Source organism: Terriglobia bacterium, assembly GCA_020072565.1.
Classification (GTDB): domain Bacteria; phylum Acidobacteriota; class UBA6911; order UBA6911; family UBA6911; genus JAFNAG01.
Genome location: JAIQGI010000002.1, coordinates 177,453 through 197,988, shown reverse-complemented (window position 1 = coordinate 197,988; position 20,536 = coordinate 177,453). Strand labels below are relative to the sequence as shown.

Here is a 20,536-nt window from a genome sequence, read left to right as displayed (position 1 = left end):
ATGCAAAACAAGTACAGTCTTCTGCACCTGATACCCTACCTGCGCAGGTACCGGACAAAACTGGCGCTCGGTTTCGCCATGGTGGTTTGCACCGTCGCCGCCAGCATGGTTTCTCCCTGGGTGCTGAAGTATGTGGTGGATGATATTCAGGTCACCCTCGCGCCCGGAAAACTCCCCGGTTATGCTGCGCTGATACTTGGCATCTCCGTGGTGGAGGGATTCTTCCGCTTCTGGATGAGGAAGATACTGATCGGCGCCAGCCGGGAGATCGAATACGATCTGCGCAACGACTTCTTCGCCCACCTGCAGAAATTGTCGCTGTCCTTTTTTCAGACCCACAGTACGGGCGATGTCATGTCCAGGGCTACTAATGACCTGAACGCCGTACGGTCGGTTTTGGGCCCCGGAATCATGTACTCGGTTACCACCCTTGTGACGGTCGTGGTCGCAACCGCGGTTTTATTCCGCTTGAACTGGAAACTCACACTCCTTGCCTATATTCCGCTGGTGCTGGCTTCCCTGGGCGTCAAGAAATTCGGCAGGCAGATTCACGACCGCTTCGAGAGCATCCAGGAGCAGTTTTCACACATCAGCACGAGAGTTCAGGAAAATCTCGCGGGCATTCGTGTGGTAAAGGCATTTGCCCGCGAGGACTCCGAAATCGAAGTGTTCAGGGAGCTGAACGAGGACTATGTCAGGCGCAGCGTCTCTCTGATCCGGCTCTGGGGAATTTTTTACCCTATGATGTCGGCCCTTATCGGACTGTCCGCCGTGGCTCTGCTCTGGTATGGAGGGCGTGAAGTCGTTCACAAGCATCTCACTCTGGGAGAGTTCGTAGCGTTTCTCGGCTATTTGTCGATGCTGACCTGGCCTACGATCGCCACCGGCTGGGTTATCAATATCTTTCAGCGCGGCGCGGCCTCCATGGATCGCATCCTGCGTATACTCCATACGGAACCTGAGATTCAGGACGCCACGTCCTGTTCTGCCCCCTGTCCGGCCCGGGGAACTCTCGAAATCCGCGACCTGTCTTTTTGCTATCCCAACTCGGAACGCCAGGTGCTCCGGGGCATCAGCCTGACCGTGCCGGCAGGACAGACCCTGGCCATCGTCGGCCACACCGGGAGCGGCAAATCGACGCTCGTCAATTTGATCCCGCGCCTCTTCGATCCGCCGCCGGGAACAGTCTTCGTCGACGGGCGCGATGTGCGCCAGTGGCCACTCCGGGAACTGCGGAGAATGCTCGGATATGTGCCCCAGGAAACGTTCCTGTTTTCCGATACGATCCGCGCCAATATCGCCTTCTGCAAGGAAGAAGGGATCTCCGATCAGGAAGCGGGTTGGGCCACCCGCATCTCCGCGATCGAAGACGACATCCGGAACTTTCCCCATGGGTTGCGGACCTTCATCGGCGAGCGGGGCATTACCCTGTCGGGAGGCCAAAAGCAAAGGGTCGCCATCAGCCGCGCCGTCACCCGATCACCTAAGATCCTGATTCTGGATGATTCACTCTCGAGCGTCGACACCTACACAGAAGAACGGATCCTGCAAGGGCTGAAGGAGGTCATGAAGGACAGGACTACGATTCTGGTCTCCCATCGCATCTCGACGGTCAAGGATGCGCACCAGATCATCGTACTTCAGGACGGCGTCATTGTGGAACAGGGCACACACGAGAGCCTGATGGCCCGCGACGGCGCCTACGCGGCGCTTTATCAGAAACAGCTGCTCGAGGAAGAGCTCGCAACAGCCTGACAAAGGAGGGGTCGGGTCCGTAAGAGTCAAAAAAATCGAGGATTTTTTGACTTTTGCCGATCCGAGTCCCAAAAAAAACAGTGGATCAGCACGAGGAACAGGTACTGGGGAAAGCTTACGATGCGCATCTGATGCGGCGCCTGCTGCGCTACATCCGGCCGTACCGAGGGGCGGCTGCGCTGGCATTCCTTTACATTATCGCGGGCTCGGCACTCTCCGTTCTTCCTCCCTGGCTGACCAAAGAGGCCATCGACCGGTATATCCGGACTTCCAACCTCGCGGGGCTGAACGGGATCGCCGTCTTGTATGTCCTGACTCTGCTCGGGGCCTTTGGATTCAGCTACGGCCAGACCTGGGTGCTGAACCTGATGGGCCAGCGGATCATGTATGACCTCCGCATGGAGATCTTCCGGCATCTGCAACAGCTTGATGTGGCGTTCTTCGACAAGAATCCCGTGGGCCGCCTGATGACGCGCGTGACCACCGATGTCGACGCTCTGAACGAGCTGTTCACCGCCGGCGTGATCTCCGTTTTTGGCGACATTTTCACGCTTGCAGGAATCGTTGTCATACTTTTCGTGCTCAACTACCAGCTCGCGCTGGCCATTTTCTCCGTAATACCCCTCCTGTTCCTGATCAGCTTCCTGTTCAAGATCAAGGTGCGCGAATCCTATCGGCGGGTGCGCACGGCCATCGCCCGCATCAACGCATTCCTGCAGGAAAACATCACGGGAACCGCTGTCGTTCAGAGCTTTGTCCAGGAAAGGCGCCAATATCGGAGGTTTACGGAAATCAACCGTGAACACCTCGATGCCAACCTGCAGTCCATCTTTTACTACGCTCTGTTTTATCCGCTGCTCGAGTTGGTCGGTGCCCTCGCGGTTGCGCTCGTGGTCTGGTACGGCGGTCTCAAGGTCTTCGAGGGGAGCCTGACTCTGGGTGCTCTGGTCGCTTTCGTGCAGTACTCGGACCGATTCTTCCGCCCGATCTCCGATCTGAGCGAGAAATACACGATCCTGCAATCGGCGATGGCTTCGTCAGAGCGGATCTTTAAGCTCCTGGACGCACCCCCCGCTATCGGCGCGCCGCAGGCTCCAAAGGCTGCCTCGGTAGACAAGGGATCGATAGAGTTCCGCCATGTGACGTTTTCTTACAACCCGGGCGAGCCGGTGTTGCGGGATGTTTCCTTCGTGGTACGACCGGGAGAGAAGCTCGCGCTCGTTGGAGCCACCGGTGCGGGGAAGACTACCATCATAGCCCTGATGAGCCGATTCTACGACATCGACCAGGGACAAATCCTGGTGGACGGCGTTGATGTGAAGGATTATGACCTCAAGGGGTTGCGCCAGTCGATCGGGGTCGTGCTTCAGGACGTTTTTCTGTTCTCCGGAAGCGTCGCCGACAACATCCGGCTCGGAAACGGCCGGATCGGGGATGACGAGGTGGAGAAGGCCGCCGACATCGTCCACGCATCCAGCTTCGTCCGACGCCTGGCGTTGCAGTTCCGGACCGAAATTGGCGAGCGCGGCTCATCCCTGTCCGTCGGCCAGAAGCAATTGCTCGCCTTTGCCCGCGCGCTCGCCTACGACCCGAAGATCCTGGTTCTGGACGAAGCCACATCGAGCATCGACACCGAGACGGAGCTCTTGATCCGGGATGCGCTCAAGAAGCTGCTGGCGGGACGAACATCCATCATCATTGCCCATCGACTTTCGACAATCCAGAATGCCGATCGCATCCTGGTCCTCCATCACGGCCGGGTACGGGAAATAGGCACGCATCAGGAACTGCTCAAACAGAAGGGCCTCTACTGGAAGCTCTATCAACTGCAGTACAGGGATCAGCTTCTTGCACCGACAAATGAAGTGGTCAGTGATACTGCGTAACCTGAACTATTCATGAAGCAGAACCGGACGGTCGGCGTCGCTCAGCGTTGGCCCGCGTCCAAAACTGCATTTTGGTCGCACATCCATGAATAATCCGGTTGAAGATCTCAACGCACAGGGTGCAGAGCGCGCAGAGAGGAGTGGAAAGAGATCTTTTCCGCGTCCTCTGCTCCCGCTGCGCCGAGATTTTGTTTTAGCGCGCACCTTTACCCAGCAGCACGACGGGGAAAGTACGTAACAGGATCTTGAGGTCGAGGAGAAGCGACCAATTGTCGATGTAGTGCAGATCGAGCTTCATCCACTCGTGGAAATCGATTTCGTTGCGGCCTGAAACCTGCCACAGGCATGTGATCCCGGGCTTCACCGACAACCGGCGTCTCTGCCATCGGGAGTACTCCCTGACTTCGTCGGGCAGCGGCGCACGCGGCCCCACCAGGCTCATATCTCCTTTGAGGACGTTCCAGAACTGTGGCAGCTCATCAACGGAACTCTTGCGCAGGAGCCGGCCCAGCGGTGTTACCCGCGGATCGTTGCGCATCTTGAAGACAGGCCCGTCCATTTCGTTGAGATGCTTGATCTCCCAAAGCACATCCTCGGCGCCTTCCTTCATGCTGCGAAACTTGTAAAGCATAAACCTCCGGCCATAAAGACCGCATCGAATCTGTCTGTAGATGACCGGTCCCCGCGAAGTCAGTTTGATCAGGGCGCCGACGACAAGCATCAACGGCGACAAAACCGCAAGCAGAACTGCCGATAGAACAATGTCTATGACCCGCTTGACAAAAAGCGAGGCCGCATGGTCCGGAGTCGTGCTGAACGTGAGAAGCGGAACGTTTTCGAGAAACTCCATCGAGACATTGGAAACCTTGGCTGGGAACAGGTCGACTGCCACGCGCGTGCGGATTCCCTGCTCCCTGCAGATTGCCAGGATTTCGTCGAGGCTTTCCAGATCGCTGGGCTTGCTGCCCACGAAAATGATCTCATCCACAACATTTTCTTCGACGATCTGCGGAATGTCCGCGATGGTTCCCAGGACTTCCACTCCGGGGCTCACATGATCCCCTCGATCCCGTTCTATGTAGCCGAGGATCTTCAATCCCCAATCCGAGTAACGCGAAACCAGCCTTCCCATCTCGCTGGCTTTGTCCCCGCTTCCAATAATCAGAATGTTGCGACGGCTCTGCGCGGGGAGCCGGCGCCTCCGGTAATGGAGTGTTATGGCCATGCGCACGAGCGTAAGGAAGCAGATTTGCGAGAAAACAAAAAGTGCCATGAGCGGGCGGCTCAGATCGAGCTTCACGGCGTAGGATAGGAATCCTAGAAACAGTCCCATCAGCACAGCACTTTCAAAAATAATGCGAATCTTCTCCCAATCCGATCGGCGAATCGAAAGGCGGTAAAGCCCCAGGATAGACGCCATGATCGCCCACCCGACCACGGCCGGTCCCACGTACTTCCAGTAGTATGAGAGCGGATACAAAGCGGGATTCAACAGCGGCAGCAGTGGGTCAGGCGTGATGCTCTCAAGATGGATGCGGACCCAGTAGGCGAAAAGAAACGCAAGACAGGTAAGAATCACATCAGCAGCAAACTGGAGAATGGCAGACAGCCGGGCGTGCTCGCGAAACATCGTCTTTGGTCATTCTTGGCGGCTTGGCGTTCCCGGTCCCGGCGGCAAATGGAAGCAACGAACGCGCCGCGCGGACTCGGAGACGCAAAGACCCGAAAATATTAAGATTGAGTTCTCTGCGTTCCCCTGAAGGGAGGTCGAATTATAGCACAGACTACTTCAACAACCGTTGCGGCGCAACAGCCGAAAGCGACTGCCCGTCCGCCGTCCCGAACAGCTCAAAGCCGAAGACCGGCAGGTCGGACGTCACCTTCACATAACCGCCCAGCTGCCCGTCGGTATCCGGTATCAGACCGCTGAGCAGCGACACGTATCGTTGGCCGGGAGAAAGCGGAAATGAAGCGCTCCCCCTGCTGTGACCGGCTCTGTCAAAAGCTTCAACCTTCACGTTTGCCGGCGACTTTGCGTCTCCCGGCGCCAAAAAGGCCACTCCTGTGTAGTAGCCGGCACTCTGGGCCAGATGGGCAAAAAGGAAACTCTGGGATCCGGAAGTGAACAGCGGGAGTGCTGCGTCGAACTTGAGCCTGCCGGCAGTAGGATCGCCGTCGCCGAACAAAACGTTGCCAAGCAGCTTCCCGTCTCCTGACGCCGACACCTGAATATACCCTTGTGCGTGCTCGAGCCCGAACAAGCTGCGTACATCCAGGCTGAAGTGCGCACCGGACTCGAGGTCCACGACCTTCGTATCAGGCGCCAGCAGCAGTCCGCCCTCGTCAAGGAGGGCAACCGTCACCGTCGTCCTGCTTTGGCCGGCGTTCACGACGTTGAGCCGGGTATCGAAGTGGACCCCTATATCGCCCACCGCGAGTTGGGGTGAGTACAGGACGGAGCCGGCATTCTCCAATGGGAGTGCATTGAGTCCGGCGACGGCGTCCGGCTGGCTTATCAGCTCGAAGCCCGCCAGTGCCTCCGCGGTCGTGGTTGCGGTTACGTGCGCGGAATGGAGCTCGCCCGAAAACCCGAACAATGTCGAGATCGATTCTCCGATCTTCCCGTCCCCGGGAATCGTTCGTCTCACAGTTCTGATCCCGCCTCCGCCGACCAGCGCGAGGTCCACGGTCACCGGCATATCATCAATGTTCATCAAATGGATCTCGGTCGAGGTGTTCGCATCCTGCAGTACATCGACGAAGCACAGTTGGGCGTAACCTCGGGAGAACGCCTCAGCTCCATCCATGCAGGTGCCGGCGAAATCGCCCGTCAGGAAAAGACCATGCAAGTTAGTGCTATCCGACTCCACGGTTACCGATCCAGACTGGACGGTGTTCAGCGGCAGGTTGAAAATCTGGCGCTCGAGCCGCGCCGTCTGTGCCCCGCCTGGAAGGGTCATATCAGAAGGAACGATGGCATCCTCACTCCACAGCAGGGCTCCCAGCGCGTCGCGGCCCGATATGCGGACAATCGCCGGGACATCCGGGGTCAAGTTCGCGAGCGCGATACCCGTATACCGTTCGGGAGTTGCCTTCAGGTATGGGAAATAGAGAGTTGTCGCAGGCAGCGCCTGCGCCGCCACTATAATGCCGCCGGTGCTCGCGACCTGTTCGTCCTTGACTTTGAGCAGCACCGTTCTTGCTCCCGGCGCGGCATCGGGAGCGACGTGAGCCAGAACCGAGATGCCTACTTCAGTACCGCTGCCGTTCTTCAGAACCCTTATGCCCCGCGAGGAGTCCAGTACAACGCCGGTCCCCAGAACCTTGATGTCGCTCACGCCCGCGACTTTCCAGGTATTGGCGCCGCCGATCCACAAGCTCAGCGTCTCGCCCGGGCTTGCGAGAACCGATCCTGGCGACAGGTATCCGAGGCCGTTGTCCGGATCGCCACGCCCCATCCGGTCGATGTTCAGCGTGGGTGAGCCCGGGGACACGGCGAGGTCCACAGTCAGCGTCCTGGAGGAGCCATCCACACCTAGGCTTTGTTCTGCAGCAAAAACTGTGCGGAACGAGGTGTTCAGCCCTTTGTAGTAGGCGTTGGCCCCCTGAACCAGCAGCTGATCCGGAGTTGCCGGTCCATCAAGAGGCTCCGCGTAGATCGCATACCGCCCTGTGACCGGCCCGTTGATGGTGAAGCCGCCACCTGGCTCAGAAAAGGCTGCGTACACGAGATTGCGGTCGAGATTCACCGCCGCTATGGAAGCGCCAAAGATGCCGTTGCCACCTGAGGTAACCCGCCCGGAGATCGATCCCAGCGAGTCGATCCGAGCCTTGTAGGGATACGTAAAGCTGACAAAGGCTATCGCATCCGCCGAAAGATAGCGCTGGAAAAACTCGCCCGGCGCCGTCACTGCAAACATGGTGTCGCTTTGCGCCGGGGAGTGATCGCAGCCAAGCGCGTGGCCCAGCTCGTGAGTCACTATGGCCTGAAGATCATAGGTGTAAGGGGCCTGGTTCGTCGAAAAGGGATAGCCCGGGCTGAGGATGATGTCACTCTCGGTAATCTCACCGGTGTTTGCATTGAAGTCGATCCGGGTCAATGCAACGGCACCCTGATCTCCCCCAAGGACCTCCCGATTGATCGGCGTGTCGGCCATGGTAATCACGTTTATGCCATCATGCTGAGCAGAATCTACGGCTGTGAGAGTCGGGTCGGCAAAGCGGATCTCTGCTGTCTGGACGCTTTGCCAGGAAGACATCGCAGCCCGGACCGCGGCCATCAGGCTGCTTCCGGGTGAGATATTCGACGTTCCTTGCGCAGAGGCTTCATTCAGGAAGAACGCAAGCGGAAATCGGGAGATGGCCCAGGCACCCGGCACGCCCTGCGCTCCCCAACGCAACGGTACATAAGCCCGTACCGACAGGGCGGACAGCAGCACGGCGCCCGCCGCGATCAGCAGCGGCATCGCAATGCGCCTTCCAGCCCCAGTCTTCATCGTGTCTGTGCCTTTTGTCGGATATTGTAGAGAAACCGGCTCAGCTTTTCGGGGCCAGGCGCCTGTTGACTCAGGGTCCGCGCGGAAGGCGATCCCTCTTCATAAACAATTTCGGGCGGAGGCGCGGCCGGTGTCACTGTGCGCTCTCCAGTCTGCCCATCGATGGTCACAGCATAGACGCCCTGCTGCAATCCGGTAACGCGTACGCGATTTCCCGGCGCACGGTAAAGGAAGAGAACCACTTCCTGGTCTGCGCGGAACTGCGGTGTTCCGGGATAGAGTTCTCCAACCCCATCCAGGATTCCGCCCGGCTCCGTCACCGCAAGCGTGATCCCTGCCTGACCCTTAGGGCCATCGATGACCCGAATTTCCGTCCGGGTCCAGATCATCCGGGTAGCCGGGTCCCATAGCGGGCGGCTCTCGATCACGCGGCCATAAATGACGTAATCGGACCCTTGCACCAGGGCGTCGAGCGACATGCGGCGATAGGTCGCCGCACCTGCCGCGAGCGCCAGGAGGAGAAAACCACCGAATGCCACAACACCTAATCTGCGCCTGGGCAAGAAACTTCCTCCATCTTCAATAGAGGACGAGGATATTCTCAAATATGACAATGAAACCATTGTAAAAGACAACACATTCTCCAGTGATTCAGCGCAGGCGCCGCAGGCCCTGCCTGCGGAAGAAATCGACAAGATCAGGAATTTCGGGCGGCACTTTCATGAAGAATGCCTCACCTTTGGCTCTGCCGACCAGCGTGCCGTAATAAGAGACGACTGCATTGACGCGATAAAGGAAGTCGGGCTGGCTCAGGTAGGTATCCGGTTCGCGCCCCGGATCGAACAGTTGGGAGCGATGAGCGCGGATCGCCGCCTCACGCTGCGCGATGTGCTCGGATATATCTACGATGAAAGTGGGCCGGACGTAGGGAGGCAGCATGAAGTACAGGATCGCCTTCGGCCGGAAATGCTCCTGGCCGGTCCTTATTTTCGCGAGCCCTGCGTGATGCGCCGCCTCGGCGACGAGCTTGCCCGCGTTGGCGTGATCCGGGTGGGCTTCGTCCCAGTGAGGTGCCAGCACGATCATGGGGCGGTGCTTCCGCAAGGCGCGAATCACTTTGAGGCGCGTCGCAGGAGTTACCAGAACGCCCCCATCAGGCAGGCCGAGATTTTCCCGCACCTTAAGTCCCAGAATCCCGGCAGCCTTCCTGGCCTCGCGGACTCGAATGGCCGGGGTTCCACGCGTTCCCAATTCCCCGCGAGTCAAGTCTACGACACCGACCGCATAACCGCGGGCGGCCATTTTGGCCAGTGTTCCCCCGACGTGCAATTCGACATCGTCGGGATGTGCTCCAAAAGCAAGTATATCTAGCGGCATAGGTTCGTAACCGGAATCAGATCCCGAAAGCCTCCGAGGCCCCGACAAACTTGAACAGGTCCACTCGAGCCCCTCAGGATCCTCGTTGTTTGCATTATGGGAAACCTGCTCTATAGCAAAATGAGTTGATGTTCAAACTTCCAGGGATCGATGCTTTTACAGAGGCGCTGCGGCAACGCGCGCGAGTGCCTCTGGACGAATTGAAAAGCTGCGAACTCCCGCTCCTGCAGCCGGCCCCAGGGCGCAAGCCCGTCGCACAGGCGCGAAATCTGCCGCACCATCGCTTCCCGGCGCCGCATCTCGGCATCGGAAAGCCGCTTCCTCAGTTTGTCGATCTGATAAACCATTCGCCGCCGTGATTTCTCGATTCCCTGCCTGAGCTTGTCCGCCGGGGGCACCAGGCTCGCCAGATTCGCCAGATGCTCCTCGACCTCTGCCCTCAGCCCATCCATGCGGGCCTGTTGCTCGCCAACGCTCATTTGTTTCATTAGATTATTAGTTATAACCGATGATCCCATAAAGAGTTTTTCAATGCCTATCCCGTAACGTGCCAGCACTTTTCGGTCGCGCGCCTCGAGCAAAGTGGCGCTCACGGCAGGCCAAATGACTGGCGGCGGCAATCGTAGCTCGCCGAAGATCGCCTGGTTGCGGGCGAACCCGTATGCCTCGGAAGCATCCATCACGTTCGCGGCGACAGGCAAGACCAGATTCGGTCCAACAAGGGGTGATAGCGGCTGGACATCCTGGTTTCCCTCGACATGCTGCTTCTTCGGTCCGTAGCCCGCGGCAATCAGGTGCTTGTCCTGCTTTGCCAGCAGCGCCGCAATTTTATCCTTGTCGATGGATGGCGGCAGCGAACGCATTATAGGCGGCAAACCGTTCTGCCTCGGGTCCAGCAGAATTATGCCGCAGGGTTCGAGAAATCGGGAGATCAATTGCCCCCATGCAAGTACGAAGTCCTTCCCGGGCTCGTAGGCCGTTTCCAGCAGCCGCAGAACGTCCGAATCTCCCGCAGTGACATCGAACGCGAGGGCGATCCGCCCCAGCAAGTCCTTGATCTGGTCCGGGACAGTAACCGTTGGACCGGACCTGTCATCGAGGTTGAAGCGTTGCAGACTGCCTGACGCGAACAACCCGACACTCAGGCAGGCCGGATCGATCCTGGGATCGATCCAAGCCACCGGAACCGCGGGCCTGCCGTCATGGTCGAGCCAGGCTGCCAGCCGGGCCGCCGTCAGGGCCTTCAGCCAGCTGCAGAGCGGACCGCCAAAGAGTTCCGGGCGCAGAGTCACAGCCACTGCCACGGTTTGCGGAACGCGCAGCCTTGCGATATTGGCCAGCGCCGCCTCCCCGCTGCCGAACTGCTCCGCCTGTGCCAGAAGCAGATCACACAATTCCCGGCGCGGCAAAAGTCGCGTCTGGGACGATGCGGCGCGTGATCGGAGGCTCTCGGCATCCGTCGGGCAGCCGAAGAATGTCCGGGCAGGCTGCGCACCCTCGACGAAATCGACAAACAGCGGTGGAAATCCTGGCAGATCCCGGAATCTCAATGCTGTGAATGTTCCGCGGCGTCGAGCACACCCGCCGCCCGAAGGATCGATGTCAATTTCGCACGCTGATCATCCTTCAAGGGCAACAGAGGCAGACGCGCCTCGCCGCCGAAAAAGCCCATCAGGCTCATGGCAAATTTCAGGCCAGGGATGCCGAACAGACTGGTAACCGCCTCGGCCGGTGGTGACAGCCGTTTCTGCAGATCGGCTGCCCCCTTCCAGTCGCCAGCGAGGTACCTTTCGTAGACCTTAGTAGTCAGGGCGGGCAAGGCGCAGGCGATCGCGACGATCCCTCCGCACGCTCCTTGAATCAGGCTGGGCAGCAATGTCGGCGCCGATCCGACCAGAACCTGGAATCGTTCGGGGGTACGCCGGCGCACTTCCGCCTGCAAGGGCAGGTTGCCGGAGCTTTCCTTCATGCCCGCTATGTTTTCGTGCGCGCCGAGCCGTTCGAGAACGGCCGCACTTGCGCTGATCCCGGTAAACTGCGGCGCGTTGTAAATCAGAACCGGGATCGGGGACTCGTCGCCGACACTCCAGAAATGGGCAAACAAGGCGTCGTCAGTCATGCGCGCCTTGTAGTAATGGGGCATGCCGATAAGGGCATAATCCGCACCGAGGTCTGCGACCTTGCGGACGAATTCAATCGTCAGGCGCGTCGCTTCCTTCCCGGCGCCCACAACCAGGGTCCTGGCGGGGTCAGTTCGCAGGCGGGCCTCGCGCACCAGCAGGAGCTTTTCCTGATCCGAGAGATAATGGGCTTCCCCATTTGATCCCAGGACGGTCAGTCCGGCGAGAGGCGCCGCGGCCCACCGGTCCAGGTTCTCCTTGAACTTTTCGATCAGCAGTTGGCCGTCAGAATCAAATGGTGTAGTAACTGGAGGAAAAATTCCGGATAAGCTCTTGTTCATAAATTCGCCTCTCAATCAAGTAGCTATCGAGTGGGGGGCGGTACTGAGCCCGTTCCTCACACTCCTATTCACAATCCAAAAGCAGGCCTGAGGCCCGCGCCCAGTAAGCGACCACGCCTGGAATGCAGGGCTGGTAGCAACCCAGGGCCCGCCGGAACGGCTGAGCCTGCCAGGCTCGCACCGCCAGAGGCCGCAGGTTTAGCACGCACTAAGTTCCTCGCCGGGGCTGCGTTCTCTGCCGGTTACGTGCACCGGTTTGGCGGATGCGGAGAATGCGTGCGTCCCCGCCCGCGTCTTCGAGCTCAATCACAAGAGCGGCATCACAATGGGTCGAGAGCCGCTCGCCCCATTCGACGATGGTCACGCCGTCCCGGCCCAGGAAGTCCTCCAGCCCCACAGAGCTCAAATCACGTTCACCAGCCAGACGATAAAGATCCACATGATAAATCGGACAGCGCCCCTGGTAAATATTTACGATCGTAAAAGACGGGCTGTGAACGGAAGCCGGATCTTCGACGCCAAGCCCCTGTGCAAGACCGCGCGCCAGGGTCGTCTTGCCAATCCCCAAAGGGCCGCATAACAAGACCACTTCCGGAACAGCGAGGGTGCAGGCAAGCTGCCTCCCCAATCGCTCGGTTTCTTCCGGAGAACGGCTGCGGATGCTTCGGACCGTCGGTCTCTGATGGCTGCGGACTGCGATCATTCCTGGCACACTCTCTTGAAAGCATCCGGTAAAAAGGCGAGAAGATCCGTTGCGATCAGCGACTCCTCCCCTTTCTCCACTGCGGCGAGATCACCGGCCAGACCATGGAGATGGACCGCAGCCGACAGGTAATCTGCCAGAGCTTCCATGTTGGCGCCGTTGAACTTGCTTTTCCACCCTGCCGCAAAACGCCCTATCATCCCGGACAGAATATCTCCGGTTCCTCCGGTCGCCATGCCAGGATTGCCGGTGTCGTTGACGAAAACGCGTCCATCGGGCGTGCCCACGAGGGTCTGAAATCCCTTGAGCACGACAAAGAGATTTTGCTTCACGGAGCAACCCTGGGCGATTTCCAGGCGGTGCCGCTGGACACCCGCGATGGTCGTGCCCAGAAGCCGGGCCATTTCCCCCGGATGGGGCGTAATTGCGACCGGATTCCCAGCGTCGTTGCGCAGGTCTTCCACCTTGCCGGCGAAAGCATTGATGCCGTCAGCATCCAGGACGACTGGGACCGGCGCATTCCGGACGACATCTCGCACCAATCGCTGTGTCGGTGAATTCGTCGATAATCCGGGACCGACGACCACCGCATCTGCTTGCGCGAGCTGATCGAGAACCAGCGCGGCTGCCGAGGCGTCGGCTGTTCCGTCCCGCGTTTCCGGCAGCCAGACAGTCATCAGTTCCGGAACCTTGCCCAGCATGTCCTTCCGGAGACTCTCAGGCAGCATGAGCGTGACCAGGCCGGCTCCGGAACGCAGTGCCGCCAGCCCGGTCATAAGCGCCGCTCCGCTCTTGTCTCTTGATCCCGCCAGGGCAAATACATGGCCGTACGTGCCCTTGTGGCTGTCGCGTGCCCTCCGGGGAAGCGCGCGCCGCACTTGAGCCTTGTCAATAAGTTCCGTGCGGTACTCGGGACTCTGGAGAAGCGCCGCGGGCGATCCGATTGGGGCAACCACGACGCGCCCCGCCCTGCCGGCCGCAGGCGGAAATACCAATGCTGCCTTGAGGGCCGTAAATGTAACCGTCAGGTCGGCTTGCACCGCCACTCCTTCCAGGAGCGGCGAGTCGGCAAACACCCCCGAGGGTAGGTCCACCGCGACCACCAGGGACCGAGGACGAGATTTGTTGATCCAGTCGATGGTGCTGCGAAAATCAGCGCCGATCGGTTTGGAAAGCCCTGTCCCAAACAATCCATCAATAACGACATCCGGGAATGGAGCGCGTCTCAGCAGAGCCGAGCGCTCTTTGACGCCCGGCAAAACCTGGACCGGGAGGTCCATAGATTGAAACATCTTCCAGTTCTCGAGTGCGTCTCCCCGGTATCTTGCTGGATCCCCCATAACCCAGACTTCCGGGCACCCGCCTCGGGCAGCAAGGTGCCGCGCGACCACCAGTCCGTCACCGCCGTTATTCCCAGTGCCGCAAAGTATCAGAACGCGTTTCCTGACCGCACTGGGACAGACTTTCTCCAGTTCGTCGGTCACCGACCGGCCTGCGTTCTCCATCAACAGGAGCGAGGGAATCCCGTAGCGCTCGGTCGTGAGCCGGTCGACCTCTCCCATTTGCACTGCCGTCAGGATTTTCATAAATGGGTTCCCTTACAGTCTGAACGCAGAGGCCGCCGAGGGCTCAGACAAAAATCAATGAAAACCTGTGCAAGGGCTTGGAAACACGGATTTTTCCCTGCGTCCAGAGCGCCTTCTGCGATGAGATTTATCTGACGCCCCTTACTGATTGACACTGATTTTCAGCGAGCATATTATGAGACTGACACTTTTCCCGCTCGCAGGCATCTAAGGTTAGTGTGAATACAATGCGCGTTGTAAAGAATTCCATCACGCCCGACGTTAAGCATATCGGGTCTTGATGGGCAAAACAACTGCTCCTCGAGGGGAGGTACTATGCGGTCCTCAAGGAAAATGTTCTCTGCCGGGTTGGTCATTGTCCTGACTTTTGCGATGTCAGTGGCAAGTTTCGCCACCGATCGGAGGCACGGGGACGTTCAGAATATTGGTAATCGCGATATCACGGGGAGAATATGGGGGATCTTCCCCAACTTTGTTTCCCTGGAAAGAGAAATTCAAATCGGGCAGCAGGTCGCGTCCGAATTCGAGCAGACCGCCAAGCTGATCGATGATCCGGTCATCAGTGACTACGTGAACCGCGTCGGCCAAGACATCGTCAAGCACTCGGATGCCAAGGTACCGTTTCACATCAAGGTCGTCGACACGGACGAGGTGAACGCGTTCGCCTTCCCCGGTGGTTTCTTTTATGTAAACAAGGGGCTGATACTGGCAGCCGACAACGAATCGGAACTCGCCGGCGTCATGGCCCATGAGATCTCACACGTCGCCGCGCGCCATGCGACTTCGCGGATGACAAAGGGACAGATCCTTCAGCTGGTTGCAATTCCCGCCTTGTTCGTGGGCGGATATTGGGCCCAAATGGCAATTCAGAACGGCCTCGGCCTCGGAATCAACCTCGAACTGCTGGGCGTGACCCGCGATTCTGAGAAAGAAGCCGACCAGCTGGGAATTCAGTACCTCTGGAACACGGGGTATGACCCGAACGCCTTTGTCTCGTTCTTCGAAAAACTCCAGGCGCAGGAAAAGACCAAGCCGGGCAAGCTGGCGGGCTTTTTCCGCACCCATCCTTACACGGTGGATCGTATCGCCGCCTCGATGGATGAAGAGCGCTACCTGCCTGAAAAGGACAACTATGTCGTCAATACTTCCGAATTCGATCGCGTCAAGGCCAGGCTCCTGGCCATTGACAATGCCATGAGGGCTGATGAAGCCTCTCCGGTCGATCAGAAGCGACCGACTCTCAAACGGCGGACCGATTCCGGGGACGACCCGAACAGCACCGATCCGCAGGATCAGAAGCAGAAGCCGACGCTGAAAAAGGCGGGAGACCCTACTAAGAAATAAGCGCCCCGCCCGGCGGCCTGAGCCTCAACTTTCATTTTGGATTGACAGATTCCGGATGAAGAGCCCCGAAATCGGGGCTCTTTCCATTTTCATGCGCCACTGGGCGCGCCCCTAGACATAGAGGCCTGCCCTGGAGTGATGATCGAGGGGTCAAGGACCGGAAAAAGCAGAGTGCCCTCGGTTCCAGGCTTAGTTTTTGAAACATTTTGGCTTGCATAGTCGTACTGTGTGTTGGTAACTTCGGATTCCTTTACCGTTACAGCTTTACATTAGGAGCCTGACCATGAGAACTTTCGATGTATCCCCTTGCAGGGGCAACCGCTATAAATGGTTCAGCGTTTTGACCATAATCACCATCTCACTGGTGCTGACCAGTGCCCCGCCCTGGGGAGCGTTCGCACAGGAACAGCAGCAGACACAGCAACAGACTCAGAAACCGCAGCAGGCTGCGCAGATTGAACAGACTGCGCAACAGGCGCTCTTGGATCAAATCAAGCTCGCTCCAGTTTCACTGGTAAGTCCGATCGAGAAAGCGGAGAAAGATGGGACGGCGTTGCATCTCTCCATGAAGGATGTGACCAAGCTGGCGCTTCAGAACAACCTCAACATTGCCATCCAGAATACTCAGGAAGATCTGAAACAATTGGCGATTGTCGCGGCACGTTCGTACCTCGACCCTTCGATCCAGATCAGGTCTAGCGTAGGCAAGGATTATCAGGCGCCGACCCAGGCTACGCTGCAGGCCACAGAAGGCTTTATCACCATATCGAATAGCGCGTCGTGGAACGCCTCCATTAACCAGCCCATCCCTACGGGCGGCAGTTTCAGCCTGGGTTGGAACACAAGCCGCAGGGACGATAACGTTGCTGACAATCTTACTAACCCAACCTACAGTACTGGCGCCAGTCTTAGTTTTACCCAGCCCTTGTGGAGAAATCTCAAGATCGATCAAAATCGTAACAACATCAAGATCGCCAACATGGATCTGAAGCTGAACGACGCCCAGTTCAAGCAGCAGGTCACTCAAACCATCGCTTCGATCCAGAAGGCATATTGGCAGCTCGTCAGCGCCATCTACAGTTACAATCTTTCCGTCAGTTCCGTGAAGTTGGCTCGGGAATCGGCTGATATGGCCAAGAAAAAGGTCGAGATCGGCGTATCGGCGCCGATTGAATACACCCAGAGCCTTGCCTCTCAGGCATCACGCGAAGTCAATGTCATCAGGTCTGAGGAATCCATCCTCTCGCAGGAAAACAACCTCAGAAATCTGATCTCGCCGGATCGCAACAACGAGATCTGGGGGCAGGTGATTGTCCCCACCGACACACCGGAGATGGTCGAGTACAAAGTTGATCTCGATCAGGCAATCGCCACGGCCATCAAAAACAGTCTTCAGTTGCAGCAGGATGATATCAATTTGCAGAAGTCCGACCTCAGCTATGCCCTTACGAAGGAAGGCAAGAAGTGGAATATCGGTCTGACCGCAGCGATTGGCTCCAGCGGCAAGGGCGCCGTTCAGGGCTATAGAGAGGATAGGAATGGTGTTCTGCAACCCGTGCTTCCTGAAGGCTTCGTGGGCGGGCTTTTCACATCTTATAAGACGATCTTCACCGGCGGCACCTATAACTGGTCCTTCCAGTTCAATGTCACCGTTCCGCTCAGGAATAGAAACGTTGAATCCTCTCTCGCCACGTCGCGGATCAACCGGCAGAATTCCGTCATGACTCGTACGCAGCACGAGCAGCAGGTCATCGTGGACATCAAAAACTATGTCCAGGCGCTGAATACGGCCAAGAAACAGCTCGAAACGTCTGCGATCAGCAGGCAGCTGTCAGAATCACAGCTCGAGGCCATGAACAAGAGGTTTGCCGCCGGCCTGGCCACCCAGTACGATGTGCTCACGACTCAGGATCAGCTGGCCAACGCCCAGGGGAACGAGCTTACCTCCAAGATCAACTATAAAAGTGCGGTCATCAATCTGCAGCAGGCCATGAGCACCCTGCTCGAGGAAAGCAACATCGATGTAGGGAATATCGGCAAGACGAAGCCGACAACGTTCAAGTAGTCCGAAGCACGCCTGTCGTTTCAGGCTCCGGGCCGCCTGTCCTCCGTGGGCAGGCGGCCTTTTTATTTCAGCAACCACCAACCACAAGAAAAACATATGGCCGGTTTCAAGTTTTGGTGTGTTTCGTGTTTTGGATTTTATAGTAAAGTAGGGCGCTCGGAGCGCACATGAACGTATTTCCTTATCTTTGGGCGGCCTTTGGTCTTGTGATCGGCAGCTTCCTTAACGTCTGCATCTATCGGCTGCCCCGCCGCGAGTCGATCGTTTTTCCGAGCTCCCATTGCCCTCATTGCGGCCAGGCTGTACGCCCCTACGACAACGTCCCGGTCCTCTCCTATCTGTGGCTGCGGGGCAAGTGCCGATTCTGCCGGCAACCCATTGCGCTGCAGTATCCGCTCGTCGAGCTGCTTACCGGCCTGGCCTTTTTCGCGTGCGCCGTGGAGTGGAGCCTCACGCCGCCCGCATTTGTGAACTCCCTGTTTCTGTCCGTGATCCTCGTCCTCGTTTTTGTCGACTATCACCATCAAATCCTCCCCAACGTTCTCACGTTGCCGGGTGTTCTGGCAGGCATAGTGCTGAGCCCGCTGCAGTCGGAGACTTTTTTCCGCGATTCCATCTCCGAGAATCTGGCCGCCTTTGTATCCTCAGCCCATGCCGGAGCCGTACTGCCTTGGGCCGGCTCTCTGCTGGGCGCCCTGGCCGGCGGCGGCATACTCTTACTCGTGGGCACGGTCTATCAGGCTCTACGCAGGAGACAGGGACTGGGTATGGGAGATGTAAAGATGATAGCGATGGTCGGAGCCTTCCTGGGCTGGCGCCTCACGCTTCTCACCATCTTCGCCGGGTCGTTCTTGGGAAGCATCGTCGGCATCGTCCTTGTCCTGTTTGGGGGCAGGACACTTCAATCCAAACTCGCGTTCGGCACCTTCCTGGGCGTGGCATCTGCGCTTTCCCTGTTTTTCGGCCTCACCATCGTCCGCTGGTACGCCGGCGGCTAGATTTTTTCGCTCAAATCGAGACCTGTCCCGTTAGACAGGTGTGCCCCGAAGACTGAACCACGAAGCCCTCAAAAACCGCGCACAGCCCGAAGCGATTGCTTCGAGGCATTTGTTGTCTTCACGGTGCGCGGATCAAGGGGTGGGGCTTGTCGAACTGCTCCTGGTCCTGGGGCTGATCGGCATCGTGGCAGGGAGCGCGGCTCCCGGCATCCACCGCATGAACCAGGAATGGGCCCTGTTGGGCGGCACCCGCCTGGTCGAAAGTTCGCTGCTCTGGGGGCGGACACATGCGATCGCGGCAAATGATTCGATGATTTTCGTCATTGACCAGGGCGGCCGCCGCATTTACTGGCTCGATCCCAACGGCACGCGCTACGAAAACTCCGTACGCTACCTCCCGCCGGGAGTGTCCATCACTCAGTCGCCGCGCAAACCGCTGCGTTTTTTCCAGCACGGCAACGCGGTGCCGGCAGGCACATTCGTGATTCAGGGGAAGGCCGGAAGTTATCGGGTAATCGTAAGTGTTTTGGGGAGGATTAGGGTTCAGAGGAACCCATGAGGGAGTCAGGTGCTTTTCTCCTGTCTCCTGCTGTCAGAAATTGAATGACGCTGCATGTCTTGAGTTAGAGTGACGAGCTTGTCCAGACGGGAAATGGCGGCGCCGGAAGTAATCGAGGTGCGCGCCATCTCGATGCCTTCGCGCAGGGAGCGGGCCTTTCCTCCCGCGACGAGGCCAGCGGCGGCGTTCAGCAGAACGACGTCGCGTTTGACGCCGCCATGATCCGAGAGCACTTCTCGGATGATTTCGGCATTGCGCCGGGCGTCGCCGCCCTGGATCTGCTCAATCGGGGCGCGCTCGAGTCCGAAGTCTTCGGGAACGACGTAATAGTTTCTCACTTCCCCTGCGCGGACTTCGCAGATTTTGGTTTCTCCAGAAATCGTGATCTCGTCAAGCCCGTCCAGCCCGTGCACCACCAGCGCGCGCCTGGCGCCCAGTTCGCACAGGACCTGGGCCATCATGTCGGTCAGCTTTTCGCTGTAGACGCCCAGCACCTGGGCATTGGCGCCGGCGGGGTTGCAGAGCGGACCAAGAAGGTTGAAAACGGTGCGGATTTTCATTTCGCGGCGCGCCAGCATGACATAGCGCATCGCGCTGTGGAGCAGCGGAGCGTACAGGAAGCCTATGCCGACCTCGTCGATACAGCGTGCCACTGCCTCCGAGGGGAGGTCAATTCGGACGCCGAGCGCTTCGACCACGTCGGCGCTGCCACAGATCCCGGAAACACTGCGATTGCCGTGCTTTGCAACTTGGACGCCCGCGCCCGCGACGACAAAGGCGGTAGCCGTCGAGATGTTGAAAGTGCCCGCGGCGTCCCCTCCTGTCCCGCACGTGTCGACGAGCATCTCGCGCTCAGTGCCGGAGAAGGCCGTCTCCACGACCGACTTGGGCCGCACGGGGGAGGCTTTAGCCCGGATAACACGCGCAAAGCCGATGAGTTCCTCGACCGTTTCGCACTTCATGCGCAGGGCGGTGAGGAAGGCGGCAATTTGGGCGTCCGTAGCCTTGCCGCTCATGATGCCGTCCATCACCGACTCGGCTTCAGCGCGCTCCAGGTGCTGTCCATCCACGACACGGCGAATAGCGTCGACAATCTCCATGGGTTCTTAAAGTAGTGCAAAGAGTGAGCAAATTCAAGGACTTGCGCCAAAACAGCATATGCGTATGCAGAACATCGCAACGCGGAGGGCGCAGAGAGCGCGGGGCGTTGATGTCAATCGGCGATATCACGCTGCGGCCTCCACGTGCGCCACGTTGAGAATTTGCTTCGGGCGATTTCTTTTATTCATGTAATTTCTGCCTGCAC

Annotated in this window: 15 protein-coding genes; 6 read left to right on the top strand and 9 right to left on the bottom strand. The window is 58.5% G+C overall.

What is annotated here, in order from left to right; translation table 11 throughout:
- The gene (locus tag LAP85_01900; protein ID MBZ5495129.1) at positions 1 to 1,755 is read left to right on the top strand and encodes an ABC transporter ATP-binding protein/permease; all 1,755 of its coding nucleotides are present in this window, start codon (positions 1 to 3) and stop codon (positions 1,753 to 1,755) included.
- A gap of 131 nt (positions 1,756 to 1,886) precedes the next feature.
- Positions 1,887 to 3,641: an ABC transporter ATP-binding protein/permease gene (locus tag LAP85_01895; protein MBZ5495128.1), complete on the top strand. Its 1,755-nt coding sequence runs from the start codon at positions 1,887 to 1,889 to the stop codon at positions 3,639 to 3,641.
- Positions 3,642 to 3,834: 193 nt separating this feature from the next.
- Here the strand turns inward: LAP85_01895 and LAP85_01890 are convergent, their stop codons facing one another.
- The 8 genes from LAP85_01890 to LAP85_01855 form a co-directional block, all read right to left on the bottom strand.
- A complete protein-coding gene (locus LAP85_01890; protein MBZ5495127.1) occupies positions 3,835 to 5,271 on the bottom strand; it encodes a sugar transferase in 1,437 nt (478 codons plus the stop codon).
- 154 nt (positions 5,272 to 5,425) lie between these two features.
- The gene (locus LAP85_01885) at positions 5,426 to 8,107 is read right to left on the bottom strand and encodes a matrixin family metalloprotease (GenBank protein MBZ5495126.1); all 2,682 of its coding nucleotides are present in this window, start codon (positions 8,105 to 8,107) and stop codon (positions 5,426 to 5,428) included.
- 26 nt (positions 8,108 to 8,133) lie between these two features.
- A complete protein-coding gene (locus LAP85_01880) occupies positions 8,134 to 8,700 on the bottom strand; it encodes a hypothetical protein (protein MBZ5495125.1) in 567 nt (188 codons plus the stop codon).
- Between the two features lie 88 nt (positions 8,701 to 8,788).
- The gene (gene bshB1, locus LAP85_01875; protein ID MBZ5495124.1) at positions 8,789 to 9,514 is read right to left on the bottom strand and encodes a bacillithiol biosynthesis deacetylase BshB1; all 726 of its coding nucleotides are present in this window, start codon (positions 9,512 to 9,514) and stop codon (positions 8,789 to 8,791) included.
- 110 nt (positions 9,515 to 9,624) lie between these two features.
- Positions 9,625 to 11,064: a bacillithiol biosynthesis BshC gene (gene bshC / locus LAP85_01870; GenBank protein MBZ5495123.1), complete on the bottom strand. Its 1,440-nt coding sequence runs from the start codon at positions 11,062 to 11,064 to the stop codon at positions 9,625 to 9,627.
- Positions 11,061 to 11,975 carry a dihydrodipicolinate synthase family protein gene (locus tag LAP85_01865; GenBank protein MBZ5495122.1) on the bottom strand — a complete coding sequence of 305 codons (915 nt, stop codon included), beginning with the start codon at positions 11,973 to 11,975 and terminating at the stop codon, positions 11,061 to 11,063. Before LAP85_01865 ends, bshC begins: the two co-directional genes overlap by 4 nt.
- A gap of 208 nt (positions 11,976 to 12,183) precedes the next feature.
- Positions 12,184 to 12,678: a tRNA (adenosine(37)-N6)-threonylcarbamoyltransferase complex ATPase subunit type 1 TsaE gene (gene tsaE / locus LAP85_01860; protein MBZ5495121.1), complete on the bottom strand. Its 495-nt coding sequence runs from the start codon at positions 12,676 to 12,678 to the stop codon at positions 12,184 to 12,186.
- On the bottom strand, positions 12,675 to 14,264 hold the full coding sequence (locus LAP85_01855) for an NAD(P)H-hydrate dehydratase (GenBank protein ID MBZ5495120.1): 1,590 nt from the start codon (positions 14,262 to 14,264) through the stop codon (positions 12,675 to 12,677). The genes tsaE and LAP85_01855 overlap by 4 nt, the downstream gene beginning before the upstream one ends.
- Before the next feature lie 333 nt (positions 14,265 to 14,597).
- Here LAP85_01855 and LAP85_01850 point away from each other — a divergent pair, with 333 nt between their 5' ends.
- The 4 genes from LAP85_01850 (at position 14,598) to LAP85_01835 (ending at position 19,230) form a co-directional block, all read left to right on the top strand.
- Positions 14,598 to 15,608 carry a M48 family metalloprotease gene (locus LAP85_01850; GenBank protein ID MBZ5495119.1) on the top strand — a complete coding sequence of 337 codons (1,011 nt, stop codon included), beginning with the start codon at positions 14,598 to 14,600 and terminating at the stop codon, positions 15,606 to 15,608.
- 283 nt (positions 15,609 to 15,891) lie between these two features.
- A complete protein-coding gene (locus LAP85_01845; GenBank protein MBZ5495118.1) occupies positions 15,892 to 17,673 on the top strand; it encodes a TolC family protein in 1,782 nt (593 codons plus the stop codon).
- A gap of 167 nt (positions 17,674 to 17,840) precedes the next feature.
- Positions 17,841 to 18,671: a prepilin peptidase gene (locus tag LAP85_01840; protein ID MBZ5495117.1), complete on the top strand. Its 831-nt coding sequence runs from the start codon at positions 17,841 to 17,843 to the stop codon at positions 18,669 to 18,671.
- A 112-nt stretch (positions 18,672 to 18,783) separates the two neighbouring features.
- Positions 18,784 to 19,230, top strand: a complete 447-nt coding sequence (locus LAP85_01835) for a hypothetical protein (GenBank protein ID MBZ5495116.1) — start codon at positions 18,784 to 18,786, stop codon at positions 19,228 to 19,230.
- Positions 19,231 to 19,235: 5 nt separating this feature from the next.
- Here the strand turns inward: LAP85_01835 and trpD are convergent, their stop codons facing one another.
- A complete protein-coding gene (trpD, locus tag LAP85_01830) occupies positions 19,236 to 20,330 on the bottom strand; it encodes an anthranilate phosphoribosyltransferase (GenBank protein ID MBZ5495115.1) in 1,095 nt (364 codons plus the stop codon).
- Positions 20,331 to 20,536 lie beyond the last annotated feature (206 nt).

Bases quoted from the DNA above. Each gene is read 5' to 3' on its own strand.
- LAP85_01900 (MBZ5495129.1), top strand. From the start codon at position 1: ATGCAAAACAAGTACAGTCTTCTGCACCTGATACCCTACCTGCGCAGG.
- LAP85_01895 (MBZ5495128.1), top strand. From the start codon at position 1,887: ATGCGGCGCCTGCTGCGCTACATCCGGCCGTACCGAGGGGCGGCTGCG.
- LAP85_01890 (MBZ5495127.1), bottom strand. From the start codon at position 5,271: ATGTTTCGCGAGCACGCCCGGCTGTCTGCCATTCTCCAGTTTGCTGCT.
- LAP85_01885 (MBZ5495126.1), bottom strand. From the start codon at position 8,107: ATGCCGCTGCTGATCGCGGCGGGCGCCGTGCTGCTGTCCGCCCTGTCG.
- bshB1 (MBZ5495124.1), bottom strand. From the start codon at position 9,514: ATGCCGCTAGATATACTTGCTTTTGGAGCACATCCCGACGATGTCGAA.
- LAP85_01865 (MBZ5495122.1), bottom strand. From the start codon at position 11,975: ATGAACAAGAGCTTATCCGGAATTTTTCCTCCAGTTACTACACCATTT.
- tsaE (MBZ5495121.1), bottom strand. From the start codon at position 12,678: ATGATCGCAGTCCGCAGCCATCAGAGACCGACGGTCCGAAGCATCCGC.
- LAP85_01855 (MBZ5495120.1), bottom strand. From the start codon at position 14,264: ATGAAAATCCTGACGGCAGTGCAAATGGGAGAGGTCGACCGGCTCACG.
- LAP85_01850 (MBZ5495119.1), top strand. From the start codon at position 14,598: ATGTTCTCTGCCGGGTTGGTCATTGTCCTGACTTTTGCGATGTCAGTG.
- LAP85_01845 (MBZ5495118.1), top strand. From the start codon at position 15,892: ATGAGAACTTTCGATGTATCCCCTTGCAGGGGCAACCGCTATAAATGG.
- LAP85_01840 (MBZ5495117.1), top strand. From the start codon at position 17,841: ATGAACGTATTTCCTTATCTTTGGGCGGCCTTTGGTCTTGTGATCGGC.
- trpD (MBZ5495115.1), bottom strand. From the start codon at position 20,330: ATGGAGATTGTCGACGCTATTCGCCGTGTCGTGGATGGACAGCACCTG.